The organism is Bradyrhizobium sp. 35, from assembly GCF_023073215.1.
Taxonomy (GTDB): domain Bacteria; phylum Pseudomonadota; class Alphaproteobacteria; order Rhizobiales; family Xanthobacteraceae; genus Bradyrhizobium; species Bradyrhizobium canariense_D.
Map to the genome: position 1 here is coordinate 26828 of NZ_JADPJC010000074.1, position 16407 is coordinate 43234.

At 64.5% G+C, this 16407-nt stretch carries 15 protein-coding genes; 8 read left to right on the top strand and 7 right to left on the bottom strand.

Annotated elements, in window-relative coordinates:
- Positions 1–2 precede the first annotated feature (2 nt).
- A complete protein-coding gene (locus tag IVB36_RS15665; RefSeq protein ID WP_204512522.1) occupies positions 3–809 on the top strand; it encodes a glucose 1-dehydrogenase in 807 nt (268 codons plus the stop codon).
- A 159-nt stretch (positions 810–968) separates the two neighbouring features.
- Here IVB36_RS15665 and IVB36_RS15670 read toward each other — a convergent pair whose 3' ends face one another.
- Positions 969–1739 (bottom strand): hypothetical protein, encoded by a 771-nt coding sequence (locus tag IVB36_RS15670; protein ID WP_018453130.1) that lies wholly within the window; start codon positions 1737–1739, stop codon positions 969–971.
- A 78-nt stretch (positions 1740–1817) separates the two neighbouring features.
- On the bottom strand, positions 1818–3395 hold the full coding sequence (locus IVB36_RS15675) for a sodium:proton antiporter (protein WP_018453131.1): 1578 nt from the start codon (positions 3393–3395) through the stop codon (positions 1818–1820).
- A gap of 95 nt (positions 3396–3490) precedes the next feature.
- On the opposite strand from IVB36_RS15675, the gene IVB36_RS15680 reads away from it, so the two are divergent.
- The 4 genes from IVB36_RS15680 (at position 3491) to IVB36_RS15695 (ending at position 8258) form a co-directional block, all read left to right on the top strand.
- A complete protein-coding gene (locus IVB36_RS15680; protein ID WP_018453132.1) occupies positions 3491–4249 on the top strand; it encodes a tetratricopeptide repeat protein in 759 nt (252 codons plus the stop codon).
- Positions 4250–4381: 132 nt separating this feature from the next.
- Positions 4382–5767 carry a tetratricopeptide repeat protein gene (locus IVB36_RS15685; protein WP_018453133.1) on the top strand — a complete coding sequence of 462 codons (1386 nt, stop codon included), beginning with the start codon at positions 4382–4384 and terminating at the stop codon, positions 5765–5767.
- Positions 5768–5910: 143 nt separating this feature from the next.
- On the top strand, positions 5911–7833 hold the full coding sequence (locus tag IVB36_RS15690; protein ID WP_018453134.1) for a propionyl-CoA synthetase: 1923 nt from the start codon (positions 5911–5913) through the stop codon (positions 7831–7833).
- A 164-nt stretch (positions 7834–7997) separates the two neighbouring features.
- On the top strand, positions 7998–8258 hold the full coding sequence (locus tag IVB36_RS15695) for a hypothetical protein (RefSeq protein ID WP_018453135.1): 261 nt from the start codon (positions 7998–8000) through the stop codon (positions 8256–8258).
- Between the two features lie 119 nt (positions 8259–8377).
- Here the strand turns inward: IVB36_RS15695 and IVB36_RS15700 are convergent, their stop codons facing one another.
- Positions 8378–9073, bottom strand: a complete 696-nt coding sequence (locus IVB36_RS15700; protein ID WP_007597507.1) for a cell cycle transcriptional regulator TrcR — start codon at positions 9071–9073, stop codon at positions 8378–8380.
- Between the two features lie 253 nt (positions 9074–9326).
- On the opposite strand from IVB36_RS15700, the gene ispH reads away from it, so the two are divergent.
- From ispH to rnhA, 3 genes are read left to right on the top strand one after another with little or no spacing between them, the layout of a single operon-like run.
- Positions 9327–10295 carry a 4-hydroxy-3-methylbut-2-enyl diphosphate reductase gene (ispH, locus tag IVB36_RS15705; RefSeq protein ID WP_007597506.1) on the top strand — a complete coding sequence of 323 codons (969 nt, stop codon included), beginning with the start codon at positions 9327–9329 and terminating at the stop codon, positions 10293–10295.
- A 6-nt stretch (positions 10296–10301) separates the two neighbouring features.
- Positions 10302–11285, top strand: coding sequence for a homoserine kinase (locus IVB36_RS15710; RefSeq protein WP_018453137.1), 984 nt, complete (start codon positions 10302–10304; stop codon positions 11283–11285).
- On the top strand, positions 11282–11746 hold the full coding sequence (gene rnhA / locus IVB36_RS15715; RefSeq protein WP_018453138.1) for a ribonuclease HI: 465 nt from the start codon (positions 11282–11284) through the stop codon (positions 11744–11746). The genes IVB36_RS15710 and rnhA overlap by 4 nt, the downstream gene beginning before the upstream one ends.
- Positions 11747–11915: 169 nt before the next feature.
- Here rnhA and IVB36_RS15720 read toward each other — a convergent pair whose 3' ends face one another.
- The 4 genes from IVB36_RS15720 to IVB36_RS15735 all read right to left on the bottom strand — a co-directional run bounded on the left by IVB36_RS15720 (position 11916) and on the right by IVB36_RS15735 (position 16400).
- Entirely contained in the window at positions 11916–12401 is a 486-nt protein-coding gene (locus IVB36_RS15720; RefSeq protein WP_018453139.1) for a peroxiredoxin, read from the bottom strand.
- Between the two features lie 107 nt (positions 12402–12508).
- Positions 12509–13063 (bottom strand): DUF924 family protein, encoded by a 555-nt coding sequence (locus IVB36_RS15725; RefSeq protein WP_018453140.1) that lies wholly within the window; start codon positions 13061–13063, stop codon positions 12509–12511.
- A gap of 15 nt (positions 13064–13078) precedes the next feature.
- Positions 13079–14764 carry a long-chain fatty acid--CoA ligase gene (locus IVB36_RS15730; RefSeq protein ID WP_018453141.1) on the bottom strand — a complete coding sequence of 562 codons (1686 nt, stop codon included), beginning with the start codon at positions 14762–14764 and terminating at the stop codon, positions 13079–13081.
- Positions 14765–14954: 190 nt separating this feature from the next.
- A complete protein-coding gene (locus IVB36_RS15735) occupies positions 14955–16400 on the bottom strand; it encodes a D-alanyl-D-alanine carboxypeptidase family protein (RefSeq protein WP_085361117.1) in 1446 nt (481 codons plus the stop codon).
- Positions 16401–16407 lie beyond the last annotated feature (7 nt).

Consider the following 16407-nt stretch of genomic DNA (forward strand, 5'->3'; position numbering starts at 1 on the left):
CGATGGGTCGGCTCAAGGGCAAGGTTGCGATGGTGGTGGGTGCCGGCTCGATCGGGCCTGGTTGGGGCAACGGCAAGGCCACCGCGGTCACCTTTGCCCGCCAGGGTGCGCAGGTGTTTTGCGTCGATCGCAACGGCGCGGCCGCCGAGGAGACCGCGAAGATCATCGCGGACGAAGGCGGCCAGGCGAGCGCGTTCACGGCCGACGTCTCGCATGCGCGCGAGGTCGAGGCGATGGTCGCGGCATGCCTCAAGGCCTACGGCCGCATCGACGTGCTCGACAACAATGTCGGCATCGCCGAGATGGGCAGCGTGGTCGAAGTGACCGAGGAAAGCTGGGACCGGGTCTTCAGCGTCAACCTCAAGAGCGCCTATTTCGCCATGAAGCACGTCATCCCCGTGATGGTGAAACAGGGCGGTGGCTCGATCATCAACATCTCCTCGATCGCTTCGATCCGCCACATGGGCATCTCCTACGTCACGTACGGCACCTCGAAGGCGGCGATGAACCAGATGACCCGCACCACCGCGATCGAGTTCGCGCGCCACCATGTCCGCGTCAACGCGATCCTGCCCGGCCTGATGAAGACGCCGATGGTGGAACATTCCGCAGGTCTTGCGAACAGCTATGCCAAGGGCGATGTTGAAGCGATGTGGCGGGCGCGCGATGCGCAAGTGCCGATGGGCCACATGGGCGACGCTTTCGACGTCGCCAACGCCGCGCTGTTCCTGGCCTCGGACGAAGCGAAATATGTGACGGGCATCGAGCTCGTGGTGGACGGCGGGATCACGTGCAAGGCGGGGGCCTAGGCGTCGTTCCGTGTTCGCCGTCGTCCTGGACAAGCGAGCGTAACGAGCGCTGATCTAGGACCCATAACCCCAGGGAGAAGTTTGACGAAGGCTGGCGGCTCCGGCTACTTCAACATTCGGCATTCGGGGTAATGGGTCCTGGCTTTCGCCAGGACGACATCATTGCGCCAGCGCCAGAATCCCGCCGGCGAATGAATGCCATGCCGCCGTTTCGCTGATCGGCCAGTTCAGCACCTTCACCGCCAGCAGCGCGAGCGTGCCGGTGATGTAGACTGGATGCACTCGGCCCGCGGTGCGCCAGTCGCGTACCATGGCGACGACGAGCAGCAGCGAAGCGACCATCGCGGGCGCGATGGTGACGGGCACCGGCGGCGGCCCTGGCGGTCCCGAAGGCGCGAGGAAAGTGAGAAACCAGCGCGCGATCGCGGCATCGAGGATGGAGACCGCCGCGAGCAGCATCAGGCGTTTGTGAATCTCCGGCTTTCGCGTGTTCATGATCGCGAGCACGAATACACCAGCGAAGAACGCGATCCCGCTCATCGGCACGATCGAGAAGGCGATGCCGGCCTCTTTCTGGCCGAGCGCCGCGGAATGCTGCATCACATGGACGGAGGCGAGGAAGCCGAAGATCGTCATCGCGGTCGCGAGCGAAACGCCGGCTATGCCGAGCGCACGGTGATTGACCATGCGGCCTGAGGCGGCGAGCCACGTCTGGATCACGAAATAGAGAGACCAGGTGAAGAACAACAGGCCGTGGAAATGAATGACGGGGCTTGCGGACAATGTCCGGTTCGCGAGCGGCACAAAATAGGTCGGTGCGAAGCCGAGAAAGGCGGTGGCCGCGCAGGCCAGTGCCATGTGGAGATAGAAATATCGTGCGGGCGACGCATCTCGCGCGCGCACACGACGGTCGTCGATCAGGGTCGTCATGAGGGATGAGTCTGGAGAGGCGGCGTTTGGTTCAAACCCCTAGCCACCTGTGCAGGGCGCTTGTCGGGATGACGAAATCTAACCCCCCGCGCTCAGTTCCGCGCGATCGAGCTCCTCCTCGATCCTGTGAAACGCGTCGTCACCGATCACCTCGGTGGCCCGGAGGTCGAAGATCGATTTTCGCGCGGCTTCGATGGCGCGGCGGCGCAGCGGATCGGCGGGCAATTCGCCGTTGGTGATGCCACCATGGGGATCGTCGTCGGCCTGCATCAGGATGGCACGATATTCGAGCCGCAGGATTTCGGCTTCCTCCGACGGATCGTCCTCGATCGCGTCGAGCGCCGCGCGATAGGCGACGGCGCGGGCGCGCGCGACCTCGATGCCGACGGGATTGTCGTCCTTGAGGCCGAACGCCAGGATCAGCGGCCGCAAGGTCAGGCCCTGCACGACCAGCGTGCCGAGCACGACCGCAAACGCCGAGAAGACGATGAAGTCACGATGCGGAAAGTTTTCCGGCAAGGCAAAGGCGGTGGCGAGCGTGACGAGGCCGCGCATGCCACACCAGGAGATGATGAGGCCGCCCTTGGCGGAGGCGACCTGCTTCGGATCCTTGGGGTGATAGATCCCGTGCGCCACCAGCGTGCGCAGCGTCGTGCGGTAGAGCGTGACCCAGGCCAACCGGACCAGGACCACGGTGAGCAGGATCCAGGCGGCGGCCAGGCAATAGTCCCAGCGCACGTCCGCGTCCAGCCGCGTCCAGATCGGTCGCATCTGCATGCCGATCAGCATGAACGCGAGCACGTTGAGCACGAACACCATCGTATCCCACACCGCGTAGGACGGCACCCGCAACCGCGCCGGCATGCGAGCGGGTGCAGCGCGTGCCATCGTGATGGCGTACACGACGATGGTGAGGATGCCGGAGAGGCCGAGATGTTCAGCGCCGATCCAGACCATGAAGGTAGTGGCGAATTGCATGATGATCGAACTGGGAGCCTCCGTGATCCGCACGATCACCAGTGGCATGACTCGCGCGGCGAGATAGCCGGCAACGACGCTGCCGACCAGGGCCAGAGCCATGGTTGGCGCGACCTGGCTCCATGCCAGATGCTCGGTGGCGGTCGCTCCGACGGCGATGCGATAGATCAAGAGCGCGGTCGCGTCGTTGAGCAGGCTCTCGCCTTCCAGGACCTTCACCATGCGGTGAGGCAGCTTCACCTGGCTCAGGATCGCGACCGCGGCGGCCGCGTCCGGCGGGGCCACGATGGCGCCGAGCGCAACCGCGGCGGCCCAGGGCATATCAGGCATCAGCCGGTGCGCGACGTAGGCCACAGCGGCCGTGGTCAAGCCGACCGCGGCGACGACGAGGGTGGAGACCGGAACCCAATTGTTGCGGAGATCGCGCAGCGAGGTGTCGAAGGCGGCATCGAGCAGGACCGGTGCGACAAAAAGAGCCAACGCCAGGTCGGGCTCCAGCGTCCAGGACGGGCTCGACGGCACAAAGGCGATCAGTGCGCCCCCGATTGCGAGAAAGGTCGGGTAGGGGACCTTGATCCGCCGCGCCAGCGCCGATAATGCAACGGCGCCGAGCAGAAGCACGATGATCCATTCGAATGTCGACACGTTGATCCCCGAACCCGATTTGAGCGGCGCCACAAGCTAGCACCAATCCGGTCGTATGATGGATGGTGCAGCCCCAAGGCAAGACCTCAAGGCGGACCTTAACTCAAGACTTTCCAACTGTGGCGAGCATGCGTTTTCTCATTCAATGGTCCGGCGCCGGGTTGCTCTTTGCGCTCTCGTTCGTTGCGGCTCATGCTGCGACCGGCGGCGAGCCGGCCGCGGTGCCGCAGGTCGACATCGCGCCGTGCCTCGCGGCTGCCGCAGCCGACGACATCGACAAGGCCGCCACGGCCTGCGCCGCCGTGATCGACAACGAGAAGACGGCGAAAGGGGACCTGATCAAGGCGCTGATCGCGCGCGGCGGGCTTTATGCGCGGCACGACCAAGTCGACCGCGCGATCGCCGACGACAGCCGCGCGCTGGAGCTCGATTCCGGTCTCGCCGATATCTTCAACGCGCGGGGCGAACTCTGGCTAAGGAAGGGCGACAAGCCCAAGGCGGTGCAGGATTTCGGTGCGGCGTTGAAAATCGATCCGAACCACGAGAAGGCCAAGCCCAATCACAAGGCGATGGCGCGCGAGATCGAGCGGATCGGCGCGCAGATGGCAGTCGCGGGCAAGCCCAGTTTCATTTGCAAGGGTGTGCGCCGTCCCGTCGAGAAGGCGATCTGCGCCAACCGCGAGCTCGCAGATCTCGACCGCGAGATCTTTGCCGCCAACGCGCGCGTGTTGCGCGAAGCCCGCAATGCAGGCGAAGCGAAGGCGCTTCAACGCGAGCAGGACGATTTCATCGCCGGCCGCAACGCCGGGTTCGGCCGGCCGGGGTACGATTTGAAGAAGGCGATGCAGGAGCGGCTGCAGCGGCTCAACGGGGTGGACGGGTATTGAGGCTCCTCGTCTCGCTCGTAAGAGCGGGACGAAGGAGGAAGGGATCGGTGCGCCGCTGGCACGCCTCGATTTGAACCGATTCTTTGGCTGCCGCGACAATGGTGAAAGCCTGATGTCCCGGAGCCCTATGCCATGTGCGGCACGCATCCTTCCGCGCAAATGCTCTCGTTTGCAAAAATCTCGTTTCGCTCGCTCCTGCTCAGCGCGGCAATGAGCGTCGTTCTCGTCGCCCCTGCTTCGGCCGGCGTCGATTGCGTAATCGGGAGCAAGGCCGCTCCGGCTGAGCTGATCCCGGCCTGCAGCGCCATCATCGACCAGGCCTCGAATCCATCCCTCGATCGCGCCGCGGCATTGCTGGTGCGCGCCGACGCCAATGCGCGAACCTCGGGCGCCCTCACGCAGGCGCTGCGAGATATCGATCGCGCCATCGCACTCGATGGCAAGAACGCAAAAGCCTGGCGCCTGCGCGGTGATCTCCTGCGCGAGGCCGGCGGCGATCTCAACCGCGCCGCGGCGGACCTCAGCAAGGCCATCGAGCTCGATCCGCAGGATTCGGAATCTTACGAGCTGCGCGGCGTCGTCTACACCAACCAGCACCGGCTCGACCGCGCGCTTGCCGATTACGACCAGGCGATCAGGCTGAAGCCTGACAATGCACAGGCCTGGTCCGACCGCGGCGTGACCTATTATCTCGGCGGCGACAACGAGAAGGCGATCCGCGATCTCAGCGAGGCGTTGCGCCTCGATCCGAACCGGCCGCGCAGCTACACCAATCGTGGCGCCGCCTACAAGAAGCTCGGCCAGCTCGACAAGTCGGTTGCCGACGACGGCGAGGCGATCCGGCTCGATCCGAAAGTGCCCGAATATTACGACAATCGCGGGCTGGCGCTGGCCGCGATGGGGGAGTACGACAAGGCGATTGCCGATTACGATCAGGCGCTCCGGCTGGCACCGCGGCCGAATTTCTTCACAAACCGCGGCGATTCCTACCACCTGAAGGGCGAGCTTGGCGCGGCGCTGAGCGATTACGAGGCCGCGCTGAAACTCGATCCGAATTTCGCGCTGACCTACAACAACCGCGCCGTGCTCTACAAGAAGATGGGCGAGCGCAAGAAGGCGCTGGCCGACTACGAGACCGCGCTGCGGCTCGATCCCGGCAACGACAATGCGGCCGGCGGCCGCCGAACCATGATCGCGGAGATCGCGAAATTCGGCGGCGAGCCGCTGCGGCCGCTCGCGGCGAATTCCGGCAATGGCCCGTCGTTCGATTGTGCCACCGCGAAGCGCGAGGTCGAGAAGGTGATTTGTGCCGATCCGCAGCTGGGGGTGCTCGATCGCCAGATCGCCGAGACCTACGAGCGCGTGCTGAAATCGGCCGGGTCCCGCTTCGCCGGCGGCCTCCGTCGCACCCAGCGCGATTTCCTCACCACCCGCAATACGAGCTTCGGCCGCCCCGGCTATGATCTCAGGAAGGTCATGCAGGAGCGGCTGCAGCGGCTGAATGCGATGGATAGCTGAGCATTGTTCTTTTCAGCTTGAACCGCGGCCCGTTCCCGGGAAAATACCCCTCAAACAAGGCCGGTACTTGATCCCTGTCATGGCGGGACGTCTGTCCTGCAACAAGGTCAAGGCCAGGCGAATAAGGGAACGGGAGCGCGGGAATGAACGTCCGAGGAAACATCGACGGGAAAAGTCTCTATCACGAGGTTTATGCGCGCTCGCTGGCTGACCCCAAGGGCTTTTGGGCCGAGGTGGCCAAGGAGATCGACTGGATCGAGCCACCGAAAAAGATCTTCGATCCCTCGCAAGGCGTCTACGGCCGCTGGTTCAGCGGTGGCGTCGTCAACACCTGCTACAACGCGCTTGACCGTCAGGTCGAACGCGGCCGCGCCGACCAGGTCGCGCTGATCCATGATTCGCCGCTGGCAAATAGCGTCACCAAATTCACCTACGCCGAACTGCTGGCCGAAGTGCAGGCGCTTGCCGCCATCATGCAGGATTTTGGTGTCGCCAAGGGCGATCGCGTCATCCTGTATATGCCGATGGTCCCCGAGGCCGTCGTCGCGATGCTCGCCTGCGCGCGCATTGGCGCGGTGCACTCCGTGGTGTTCGGTGGCTTTGCCGCGAAAGAGCTCGCCACCCGCATCGACGATGCGCAGCCAAAGTTGATTCTGTCGGCGAGTTGCGGCATCGAGCCCGGCCGGATCGTGCAGTACAAGCCGCTGCTCGACGAGGCGATCAGGCTTGCGGGGGCAAAGCCGAAGGCCTGCATCGTGCTGCAACGTCCGCAGCTCGTCTGCGCCCTCACGCCCGGCCGCGACTATGATTGGGCGGGCCTGCGCCGCAAGGCGATGAACGACGGCAAGAAGGCGCCTTGTGTGCCCGTCGCCGCTACCGATCCGCTCTACATCCTCTATACGTCAGGCACGACCGGCATTCCCAAGGGTGTCGTGCGCGACAATGGCGGCCATCTCGTCGCGGTGAAATGGTCCATGTTCAACCTTTATGGCGTCAAGCCGGGCGAGGTCTGGTGGTGCGGCTCCGACATCGGCTGGGTGGTCGGCCACAGCTACATCGTCTACGGCCCGCTGCTGCATGGCGCGACCTCGATCATGTATGAGGGCAAGCCGGTCGGCACGCCCGATGCCGGCGCGTTCTGGCGCGTGATCAGCGAGCACAAGGCCGTCGCCTTCTTTACTGCGCCGACCGCGTTCCGCGCGATCCGGAAAGAAGATCCGGAAGGAAAATTCATCCGGCAATACGACCTCTCGACGTTCCGCACGCTGTTCCTGGCCGGCGAGCGCGCCGATCCGCCGACGGTGGAATGGGCGGAGCAGCAGTTGAAAGTGCCTGTGATCGACCATTGGTGGCAGACCGAAACCGGCTGGTGCATCGCCGGCAATCCGGTTGGCTTAGGTCAGCTGCCGGTGAAGCACGGGTCGCCGACGGTGCCGATGCCGGGCTATCAGGTCGACGTGGTCGACGAAGCGGCAAAGCCGGTCGGTCCGAACACCATGGGTTCGATCGTCATCAAGCTTCCGATGCCGCCGGGCTGTCTGCCGACGCTGTGGAATCAGGACGAACGGTTCAAGGAAGCCTATCTCACCGAATTCCCCGGCTACTACAAAACGTCGGATGCCGGCTACAAGGACGACGACGGCTATGTCTTCGTCATGGGCCGCACCGACGACATCATCAACGTCGCCGGCCATCGGCTCTCCACCGGCGGCATGGAGGAGATCCTGGCTTCGCATCCCGATGTCGCTGAATGCGCCGTGCTCGGCGTCAAGGACGCGATCAAGGGCGAGGTGCCCTGCGGCTTCCTGGTGCTCAAGGCGGGTGTGAAACGGGCCCCGGCCGAGATCGAGAAGGAGATCGTCGCGCTGGTGCGCGACAAGCTCGGTCCCGTTGCCGCGTTCAAGCTCGCCATCACCGTCGGCCGCCTGCCCAAGACGCGATCCGGAAAGATCTTGCGCGGCACGATCAAGAAGATCGCAGATGGTGAAGCTTGGACCATGCCGGCGACGATCGAGGACCCCAAGGTGCTGGACGAGATCGGCGATGCGCTGAAGGGGCGGGTGTGAGGTTTGCAATGGGGCTTGAATAGGCCGCATTTTTCCGCTCAATCCTCATCCTGAGGACCTGGCGCGCGTCTCGAAGGATGAAAGGCCCCGCTGCGGCAGCTTGGCCTGCATGGTTCGAGACGCCCGCTGCGCGGGCTCCTCACCATGAGGATGAAGGGCCTGCCATGAATTCGAAGCCGTTTCTAGCGATTGCATTTGCGGGCCTCATTCTCTCCGCCTGCTCCGCGCGCTACCAGACGCCGGTGGCGATGGGCGGCGATGATGACGACGCGGTCTGCCAGAGCCGCGGCTATGCGGCCGGATCGCCCGAATACGTGGCGTGCCGCAAGGACCGCGACGTCCAGCGCAGTTCCGCGACCACCCGCGCCGACCGCCGCCAGCGCGACCTCGGCGAATACATGCTGAACCATCCGGACCGGCCATAAAGGCTGCGCTGCGCCGCTGCGCTCGCAATGACGAGGTTGCTGAAGCTTCTTGCGTCAGACTAGAAACGCGGCGAGTTTCCCCGCCGCGTTTGCATTCGATGACGACTGAAGTGGAAGGATTACTCCTCCTCCTGGTCCTGCTTCTTGCCGCCGAGCGTCTTCAGCTTGGCGAACACAGCATCGACGTTGAGATCGTCGCTGGACCTCTCCGCGGGTTCGTACTCGTCCTTCTTGGTGGTTTCTGAGGCCGGCAGCAAAGTGGCGCCGCCATAGGCTGCGTCGATCGGCTTTTCCTTCGCCGCGCGCGCGACCTCGAAATCGAGCTCGATCTGCGAGCAGAGGCCGAGGGTGACGGGATCGATCGGCGTCAGCTGGGAGGTGTTCCAGTGGGTGCGATCGCGGACACTCGCGATCGTACTCTTGGTCGTGCCGACCAGGCGCATGATCTGGGCGTCCTTGAGCTCGGGATGGTTGCGCAGCAGCCAGAGGATGGCGCTCGGGCGTTCGTGGCGGCGCGAGACCGGGGTGTAGCGCGGGCCCTTGCGCTTGGGCTGCGGCGGCAGCACCACCTTGCTCTCCTGGAGGCGGAGCCGGTAGTCCGGGTTGTTCTCGCCCTTCTCGATTTCCTCGCGGGTCAGCTGGCCATTGGAAAGGGGATCCATGCCCTTGATGCCCTGGGCGGCGTCGCCATCGGCGATCGCGCGCACCTCGAGGGGGTGCATTTTGGTGAAATCGGCGACCTGATCGAAGGTCAGCGCGGTATTGTCGAGCAGCCAGACGGCGGTCGCCTTGGGCATCAGAGGTGCGTTGCTCATGGCAAATCTCCTTTGTGCTTCGCCCACCCCTTTGGAGGCGAAACCGGTGGTCATCAGCGATGACTGGGAATTCGCGCTATATAAGCCCGGAGGGGCTAGCCACGCAATGGTTCTGCTATAGATAGTGCCTTGACAGCGCCCGAAAGGGGGCCCAATTCCCTCTGAAGTCTCTGTAAGACCGTACCCAAGCCCTGTTCATCCATCGACCGCTTCCCGCCCATTTGGCGAGGTGATTCGGTCCCGAGATCGCTCAATGTCAGCCAAACCAGACCTCAAGATCGTGCTTTGTTCTCCCCGTGGCTTCTGCGCCGGGGTGGTCCGGGCGATCGACACCGTGGAACGGGCGCTCGATAAATACGGCGCCCCCGTCTATGTTCGCCACGAGATTGTGCACAATAAATACGTCGTCGATGGGTTGAAGAAGAAGGGCGCGATCTTCGTCGAGGAACTCGCCGAGATCCCGGAAAACACCACCGCGCCGGTGGTGTTCTCGGCCCATGGCGTGCCGAAATCGGTCCCGGCCGACGCCACCTCCCGCAATTTGTTCTCGCTGGATGCGACCTGCCCCCTGGTCACCAAGGTGCACCGCGAGGCCGCGATCCATTTCAAGCGCGGCCGCGAGATCTTCCTGATCGGGCATTCCCATCATCCGGAGGTGGTGGGCACGCTCGGCCAGCTCCCGACCGGCGCCGTGACCCTGATCGAGACTGCCGAGGACGCCAAGACCATCGCCCCGAAGGACCCGAACAACCTCGCCTTCGTGACCCAGACCACGTTGTCGATCGACGACACCGCGGAGATCGTGGCGCTCCTGAAGGAACGCTTCCCGAACATCAACGGGCCGCACAAGGAAGACATCTGCTACGCCACCACCAACCGCCAGCTCGCGGTGAAGAAGGTGGCGCCGGTGGTCGACGCCCTGATCGTGGTCGGTGCGCCGAACTCGTCGAACTCGCAGCGCCTGCGCGAAGTCGCCGAACGCGAGGGTTGCCCGATCGCCGTGCTGGCGCAGCGCGCCACCGAAATCGACTGGAAGCGGTTCGAGAACATCACCAGCCTCGGCATCACCGCGGGTGCCTCGGCACCGGAAGTGATCGTCGAGGAGATCATGGACGCGTTCGCCGAGCGCTTCACGCTGCATGTGGAGACGGTCTCGGCCGCGGAAGAGAACGAGTTCTTCCCGCTGCCGCGCCAGGTGCGCCCCGAAGCCGCCGCCGAGTAGACGTTCATGGCGGTCTACACCGACGTTGCCGCCGACGAGCTTGCGGACTTCCTCAACCAATACGATCTCGGCGAGTTGCTCTCCTACAAGGGCATCGCCGAGGGCGTCGAAAATTCCAACTTCCTGCTGCATACGACCAAGGGGTCGTTCATCCTCACGCTCTATGAGAAGCGCGTGGCGAAGAACGATCTGCCGTTCTTCCTCGCGCTGATGACGCATCTTGCCGAGCACGGCGTCAACTGCCCGCTGCCGGTGAAGGGAACGGACGGCGAGGCGTTGCGCGAGCTGTCGGGCCGGTCGGCCGCGATCATCACCTTTCTCGAAGGCGTCTGGCCGCGCAAGCCGAACGCGGTCCATTGCGCCGGCGTTGGCGAGGGGCTCGCCAGGATGCATCTGGCCGGCGCGAATTTCGCGATCAGGCGTGCGAACGCGCTGTCGGTCCCGGGCTGGCGGCCGCTGTTCGATGCCGCATCACACCGGGCCGACGAGGTGCAGCCCGGCCTGCGCGCGTTCCTGAGCCAAGAGCTCGACTACCTCGAGAGCGGGGTCTGGCCGACGCTTCTGCCCGAAGGCGTGATCCACGCCGACCTCTTCAACGACAACGTCTTCTTTCTCGGCGACAAGTTGTCAGGGATCATCGACTTCACTTTCGCCTGCAATGACTGGCTCGCCTATGATGTCGCGATCTGCCTCAACGCCTGGTGCTTCGAGCCGGATCATTCCTTCAACGTCACCAAGGCGCGGGCCTTCCTCAATGCCTATGGCCGCGTGCGAAAGCTGTCCGAGCCGGAAGAGGCAGCGCTGCCGCTGCTCGCGCGCGGCGCTGCGATGCGCTTCCTGCTGACGCGGCTGGTCGACTGGCTCAACGTTCCGCCCGGCGCGCTGGTTCGGCCGAAGGATCCGCTGGAATATGTCCGCAAGCTGCGCTTCCACCAGAGCGTTTCCAGCGTGCGCGACTACGGGCTGATGCCGTCGGGGCTGGTGGCGTGAGCGAGCTTCCGATTGTCACGATCTACACCGACGGCGCCTGCTCGGGAAATCCGGGGCCCGGCGGCTGGGGCGCGATCCTGAAGTTCGGCGACAAGGAAAAAGAACTGAACGGTGGTGAGCGCCACACCACCAATAACCAGATGGAATTGATGGCGGCGATCTCCGCGTTGGAAGCGCTGAAGAAGCCGTGCACGGTCGATCTCTATACCGACAGCCAATATGTCCGTCAGGGCATTACCGGCTGGATCCACGGCTGGAAGCGCAACGGCTGGCGCACCGCCGACAAGAAGCCGGTGAAGAATGTCGAGCTATGGCAGCGCCTGGATGCCGCGCTGAAGGCCCATGACGTGCGGTGGCACTGGGTCAAAGGTCACGCAGGCCATCCCGAGAACGAACGCGCCGACCAGCTCGCGCGCGACGGGATCGTGAAGGCGCGGTTGCAGCAGAGGCTGGCGGAGTAGGCGCGCGGTCGGCGCTCCTTCCTCATGCTCCGCCGTCATCGCCCGGCTTGACCGGGCGATCCAGTACGCAGCGGCCTCTCGATTCAACAACAACTGCTCTGGAATACTGAATGCCCCGCTTTCGCGGGGCATGACAGAGTCGTTTGTGGCTGAAAGCGGCGTCTAAAGCTTACAGCTGCCCGAGCAGCGTATCGCCGCCGGACACCTCGACCTTGCCGGGCATCGCCTCGAGGTTCAGCTTCTTGACCACGCCGTCCTCGACCAGCATCGAATAGCGCTTGGAGCGGATGCCGAGACCGTTGCCGGAGGCGTCGAGCTCCATGCCGATCGCCTTGGTGAAGTCGGCATTGCCGTCGGCGAGGAAGATGGCCTCGTCGCGTTGGTCGGTATCGCGCTTCCAGGCGTTCATGACGAAGGCGTCGTTGACGGAGACGATGGCGATGGTGTCGACGCCCTTGTCCTTCAGGGCGTAGGCGTTGAGGAAAATGCTCGGCAGATGCATCTTGTGGCAGGTGCCCGTATAGGCGCCGGGCACCGCGAACAGCGCCACTTTCTTGCCCTTGAAGATGTCGTCGGTGGTCTTCACCTGCGGGCCTTCGGCCGTCATCACGCGGAATTTCGCCTCGGGCAGTTTGTCGCCAGTCTGGATCGCCATCGTCAGTCTCCCTGAAAATCGGTCCCGCTTTTTAGACCGTGCGGCGGCGCTGCACAATGTTGCCGGTAGGGCAGGCGGTGAGGGCGGGACCCTTCACCGTTATGTCATCAGCCGGCGAACCCGCCGCCGTCGAGGAAGGCCTGCTCGTCCGGGGTGGTGTCGCGGCCGAGCAGATGGTTGCGGTGGGGGAAGCGGCCAAACCGCCGGATGATGTCGGCGTGCTCACGCGCGTATTTCAGATTTTCGGCATTGTCGGTGTTTTGAAACAGCGCGACGCAGTGCAATTGGTCGGGCAGGTGCTCGGAATGCATGAAGGGCAAATAGAGGAATTCGAGCAGGACCGGATCGATCCTTTGATCTGCGCCCCGCGCAATGGCGCGGCGGGCGACGTCGCGCGCCAGCGCATCGCTGGCAAAGGCCTGCGACGTGCCGCGAAACATGTTGCGCGGAAACTGGTCGAGCACGATGACGAGCGCGAGTGCGCCCTCATCGGTCGCCTCCCATGACGAGAGTTCGCCGGCGACCGCCTTCTGCCACAGCGCGAGAAAGCGGCGCCTGATCTCCGCGTCGAATGCGTCGTTGCGCTCGTACCAGGCATCGCGGCCGGCCTCGCGCCAGAAGGCGAGGATGCCGGCCGGACTGATGTTGCCGTCGTCGGTCATGAACGAAAGAGGCGCTTACGCCGCCTCCGCCTTCTTCTCGTCGCGCAGCTGCCGCCGCAGGATCTTGCCGACATTGGTCTTCGGCAGGTCGGTGCGGAATTCGATGTGCTTGGGCACCTTGTAGCCCGTCAGCTGCTCCTGGCAGAACTTGACCAGGGCCTCCGCCGTGAGGTTCGGGTCCTTCTTGACCACGAACGCCTTCACCGCCTCCCCCGACTTGGAATCGGGAATGCCGATGACGGCGCATTCGAGCACCCCGGGGTTGCTCGCGATCACTTCCTCGATCTCGTTCGGATAGACGTTGAAGCCGGAGACCAGGATCATGTCCTTCTTGCGGTCCACGATCTTGGTGTAGCCCTTCTCGTCCATGATGCCGATGTCGCCGGTGCGGAAATAGCCGTCCGCGGTCATCACCTTGGCCGTCTCCTCCGGCCTGTTCCAGTAGCCCGACATCACCTGCGGGCCCTTGGCGCAGATCTCGCCGGGCTGGCCGAGCGGCATCTCGTTGCCGTCGTCGTCGCGGATCGAGATCCAGGTCGAGGGCACGGGGATGCCGATAGTGCCGTTGAACTCCGGATTGGTCGTGGTGTTGCAGGTCAGCGTCGGAGATGTCTCCGACAGGCCGTAGCCTTCGGCGATGGAGCAGCCCGTGATGGCCTTCCACTGCTCGGCGACGGGGCGCTGCACCGCCATGCCGCCACCGTTCGAGATCTTCAGCTTGGAGAAGTCGAGCTTTTTGAAGTCGGGATGATGCATCAGGCCGTTGTAGAGCGTGTTCACGGCAGGGAAGTTGTTGACCTGGTACTTCGCCAATTCCTTGATGAAGCCCGGGATGTCGCGCGGATTGGGGATCAGGAGATTGCAGCCGCCGGCGCGCACCGCGAGAAGGTAGCAGGCTGTCAGCGCGAAGATGTGATAGAGCGGCAGCGCGCAAACGACCATGAGTTGATCGACATGCGGCGGCGCGGCCATCGCCGGCTGCAGCCAGGCGTCGTTCTGCAGGACGTTGGCGACGATGTTGCGATGAAGCAGGGTGGCGCCCTTGGACACGCCGGTGGTGCCGCCGGTATATTGCAGGAAGGCGACGTCGCCGGGTGACAGCTTCGGCTTGTTGAAGGCCAGAGAGCGGCCGGCGGAGATCGCGTCGTTGAAGGACACCGCGCCCGGCAGCGACCATGCCGGCACCATCTTCTTGACGCGGCGGACGACCAGATTGACGATCACTCCCTTGAAGCCGAGCAGGTCGCCCATGCTGCCGACGATGACGTGCTTGACTTGCGTCTTGGCGATCACCTGCTCGACGGTGTGGGCGAAGTTCTCGAGCACGATGATGGCTTCGGCGCCGGAATCCTTGAGCTGGTGCTCGAGCTCGCGCGGCGTGTAGAGCGGATTGACATTGACCACCGCGAAACCGGCGCGCAGCACGGCTGCGGTCGCGACCGGATATTGCAGCACGTTCGGCATCATGATCGCGACGCGGGCGCCGCGTTGCAGGCCGCGCCCTTGCAGATAGGACGCCATCGCCAGCGACATCTGGTCGAGGTCGCGATAGCTGATCGACTTGTCCATGCAGATGAACGCCTTGCGGTCGGCGAACTTGGCGAAGCTCTCCTCCAGGAGGTCGACCAGCGATGAATATTGCGTCGGCTCGATATCGGCGGGGACGCCGGGCGGATATTGCTTAAGCCAGATGCGCTCCATGGAAACTCCCCTCATTGACCAGAGCCCGTTGTGTCTCGGGCTTGCCTCGTTGCCGTCAGTATCGAGCCTGCCGGAACGGGTGGCAAGCGGTCGAGGCTTAGGACAAACGTCAGGGAGTGGCTACCGGAATCCTTGCAAATGGCGCTGCCGCAACTGCGAAGTGCGGCGCGGTCTCGCCTCGCGTCGGCTGTTAACTGTTGTTGGCGGGCTTGGCGGGCTTGGTCGCGGCCTTGGGCTTGGCGGGCTTGGCCGCCTCGCCGCTCACCGCAGGCTTTGCCACCGCATCGGGCTTGGCTGCGGCATGCTTGGTACCGGCCGGCTTAGCTGCGGACTTGCCGTCGGCCGGCTTTGCGGCCGCCGCCGTCTTGGCATCGGGCTTCGCCGCCGCCGTCTTGGCATCCTTCGGCTTGTCTGCCGCGTCGGGCTTTTTGGCGACGCGCGACTTCTTGCCACGCGGCTTTGGCGTGGCCTGCTGGTCGGCATCGGCCGCGACCGCCGCGATCAGGGCGGTCCCGGTGCGGGTCGGACCGGTATACACCAGCACGGGCTCGGCCGCCGCCGGGGCCGAGGCCATCAGCTCGGAGGCCTTCATCAGAGGCGGCTGAAGCCCGGCCGTGAAGAAGGTGACTTGGGCTTCGCCGCCGGTGGCCGAGGCGGACCCGGACGTGCCGCCATTGGCCGCGATCAGCGCGTCGTCATCGTCGCTGGCCGGCCGCTTGCGATGGCCGCCGCACATGTCGTCACGCAGGTTCGGCGGCGAGGCGTCGACCGGGACCAGCTTGTCAACGGTGCCGAGCGAGGGGCGGAGCCAGGTGAGATTATCTTGCGAGAAGCCGCGCTCCAGCAGCTGCGCCGCCTTCACCGCGCGCGCGGTCCCGGAGTTGGCGCCCAGCACGACGGCGATCAGCCGGCGGCCGTTGCGGGTGGCCGACGCGACGAGATTGTAGCCGGAGGCGCAGATGAAGCCGGTCTTGAAACCGTCGGCGCCGGGATAGCGGCCGATCAGCTTGTTGAAATTGCCGGTGACGCGCTTGCCGAAGCGGATTGCCGGAATGTGCACGAAGTACTCGTACTCGGGCAGGTCGCGCAGGAACGAGCGCGCGAGAATGCCAAGATCCCGCGCGGAGGTGATCTGTCCGTCGGCGGGCAGGCCGTTCGGATTGACGTAGCTCGTCTGCGTCATGCCGAGCTTCTGCGCCGTGTCGTTCATCAGCGCCGAGAAACCATCGATCGAACCGCCAACGCCTTCGGCGAGCACGACGGCCATGTCGTTCGCCGATTTCACCATCATCATCTTGAGCGCGTTGTCGACGGTAAGCTGCGTTCCCGGGCGAAAGCCCATCTTCGAGGGCGACTGCGAGGCTGCCGTCGGCGAAACCGTGAGCAGTGTGTCGAGTGTGAGCTTGCCGTCCTTGACCGCCTTCAGCGTCACATAGGCGGTCATGATCTTGGTGACGGAAGCCGGATACCAGGGAATGGTCGCGTTCTCCGCCTGCAGCACCTTGCCGCTATCGGCCTCGATCAGGAGCAGCGCTTCGGCGCTCGCCGCGCGCGGCGCGAGCAACGCGGCACACGCGAGTGCCGCGGCGAACAGGTTGAACAGGGATTGACGAAGCAGCGGGCGAAGAGCGTGCACTATCCGA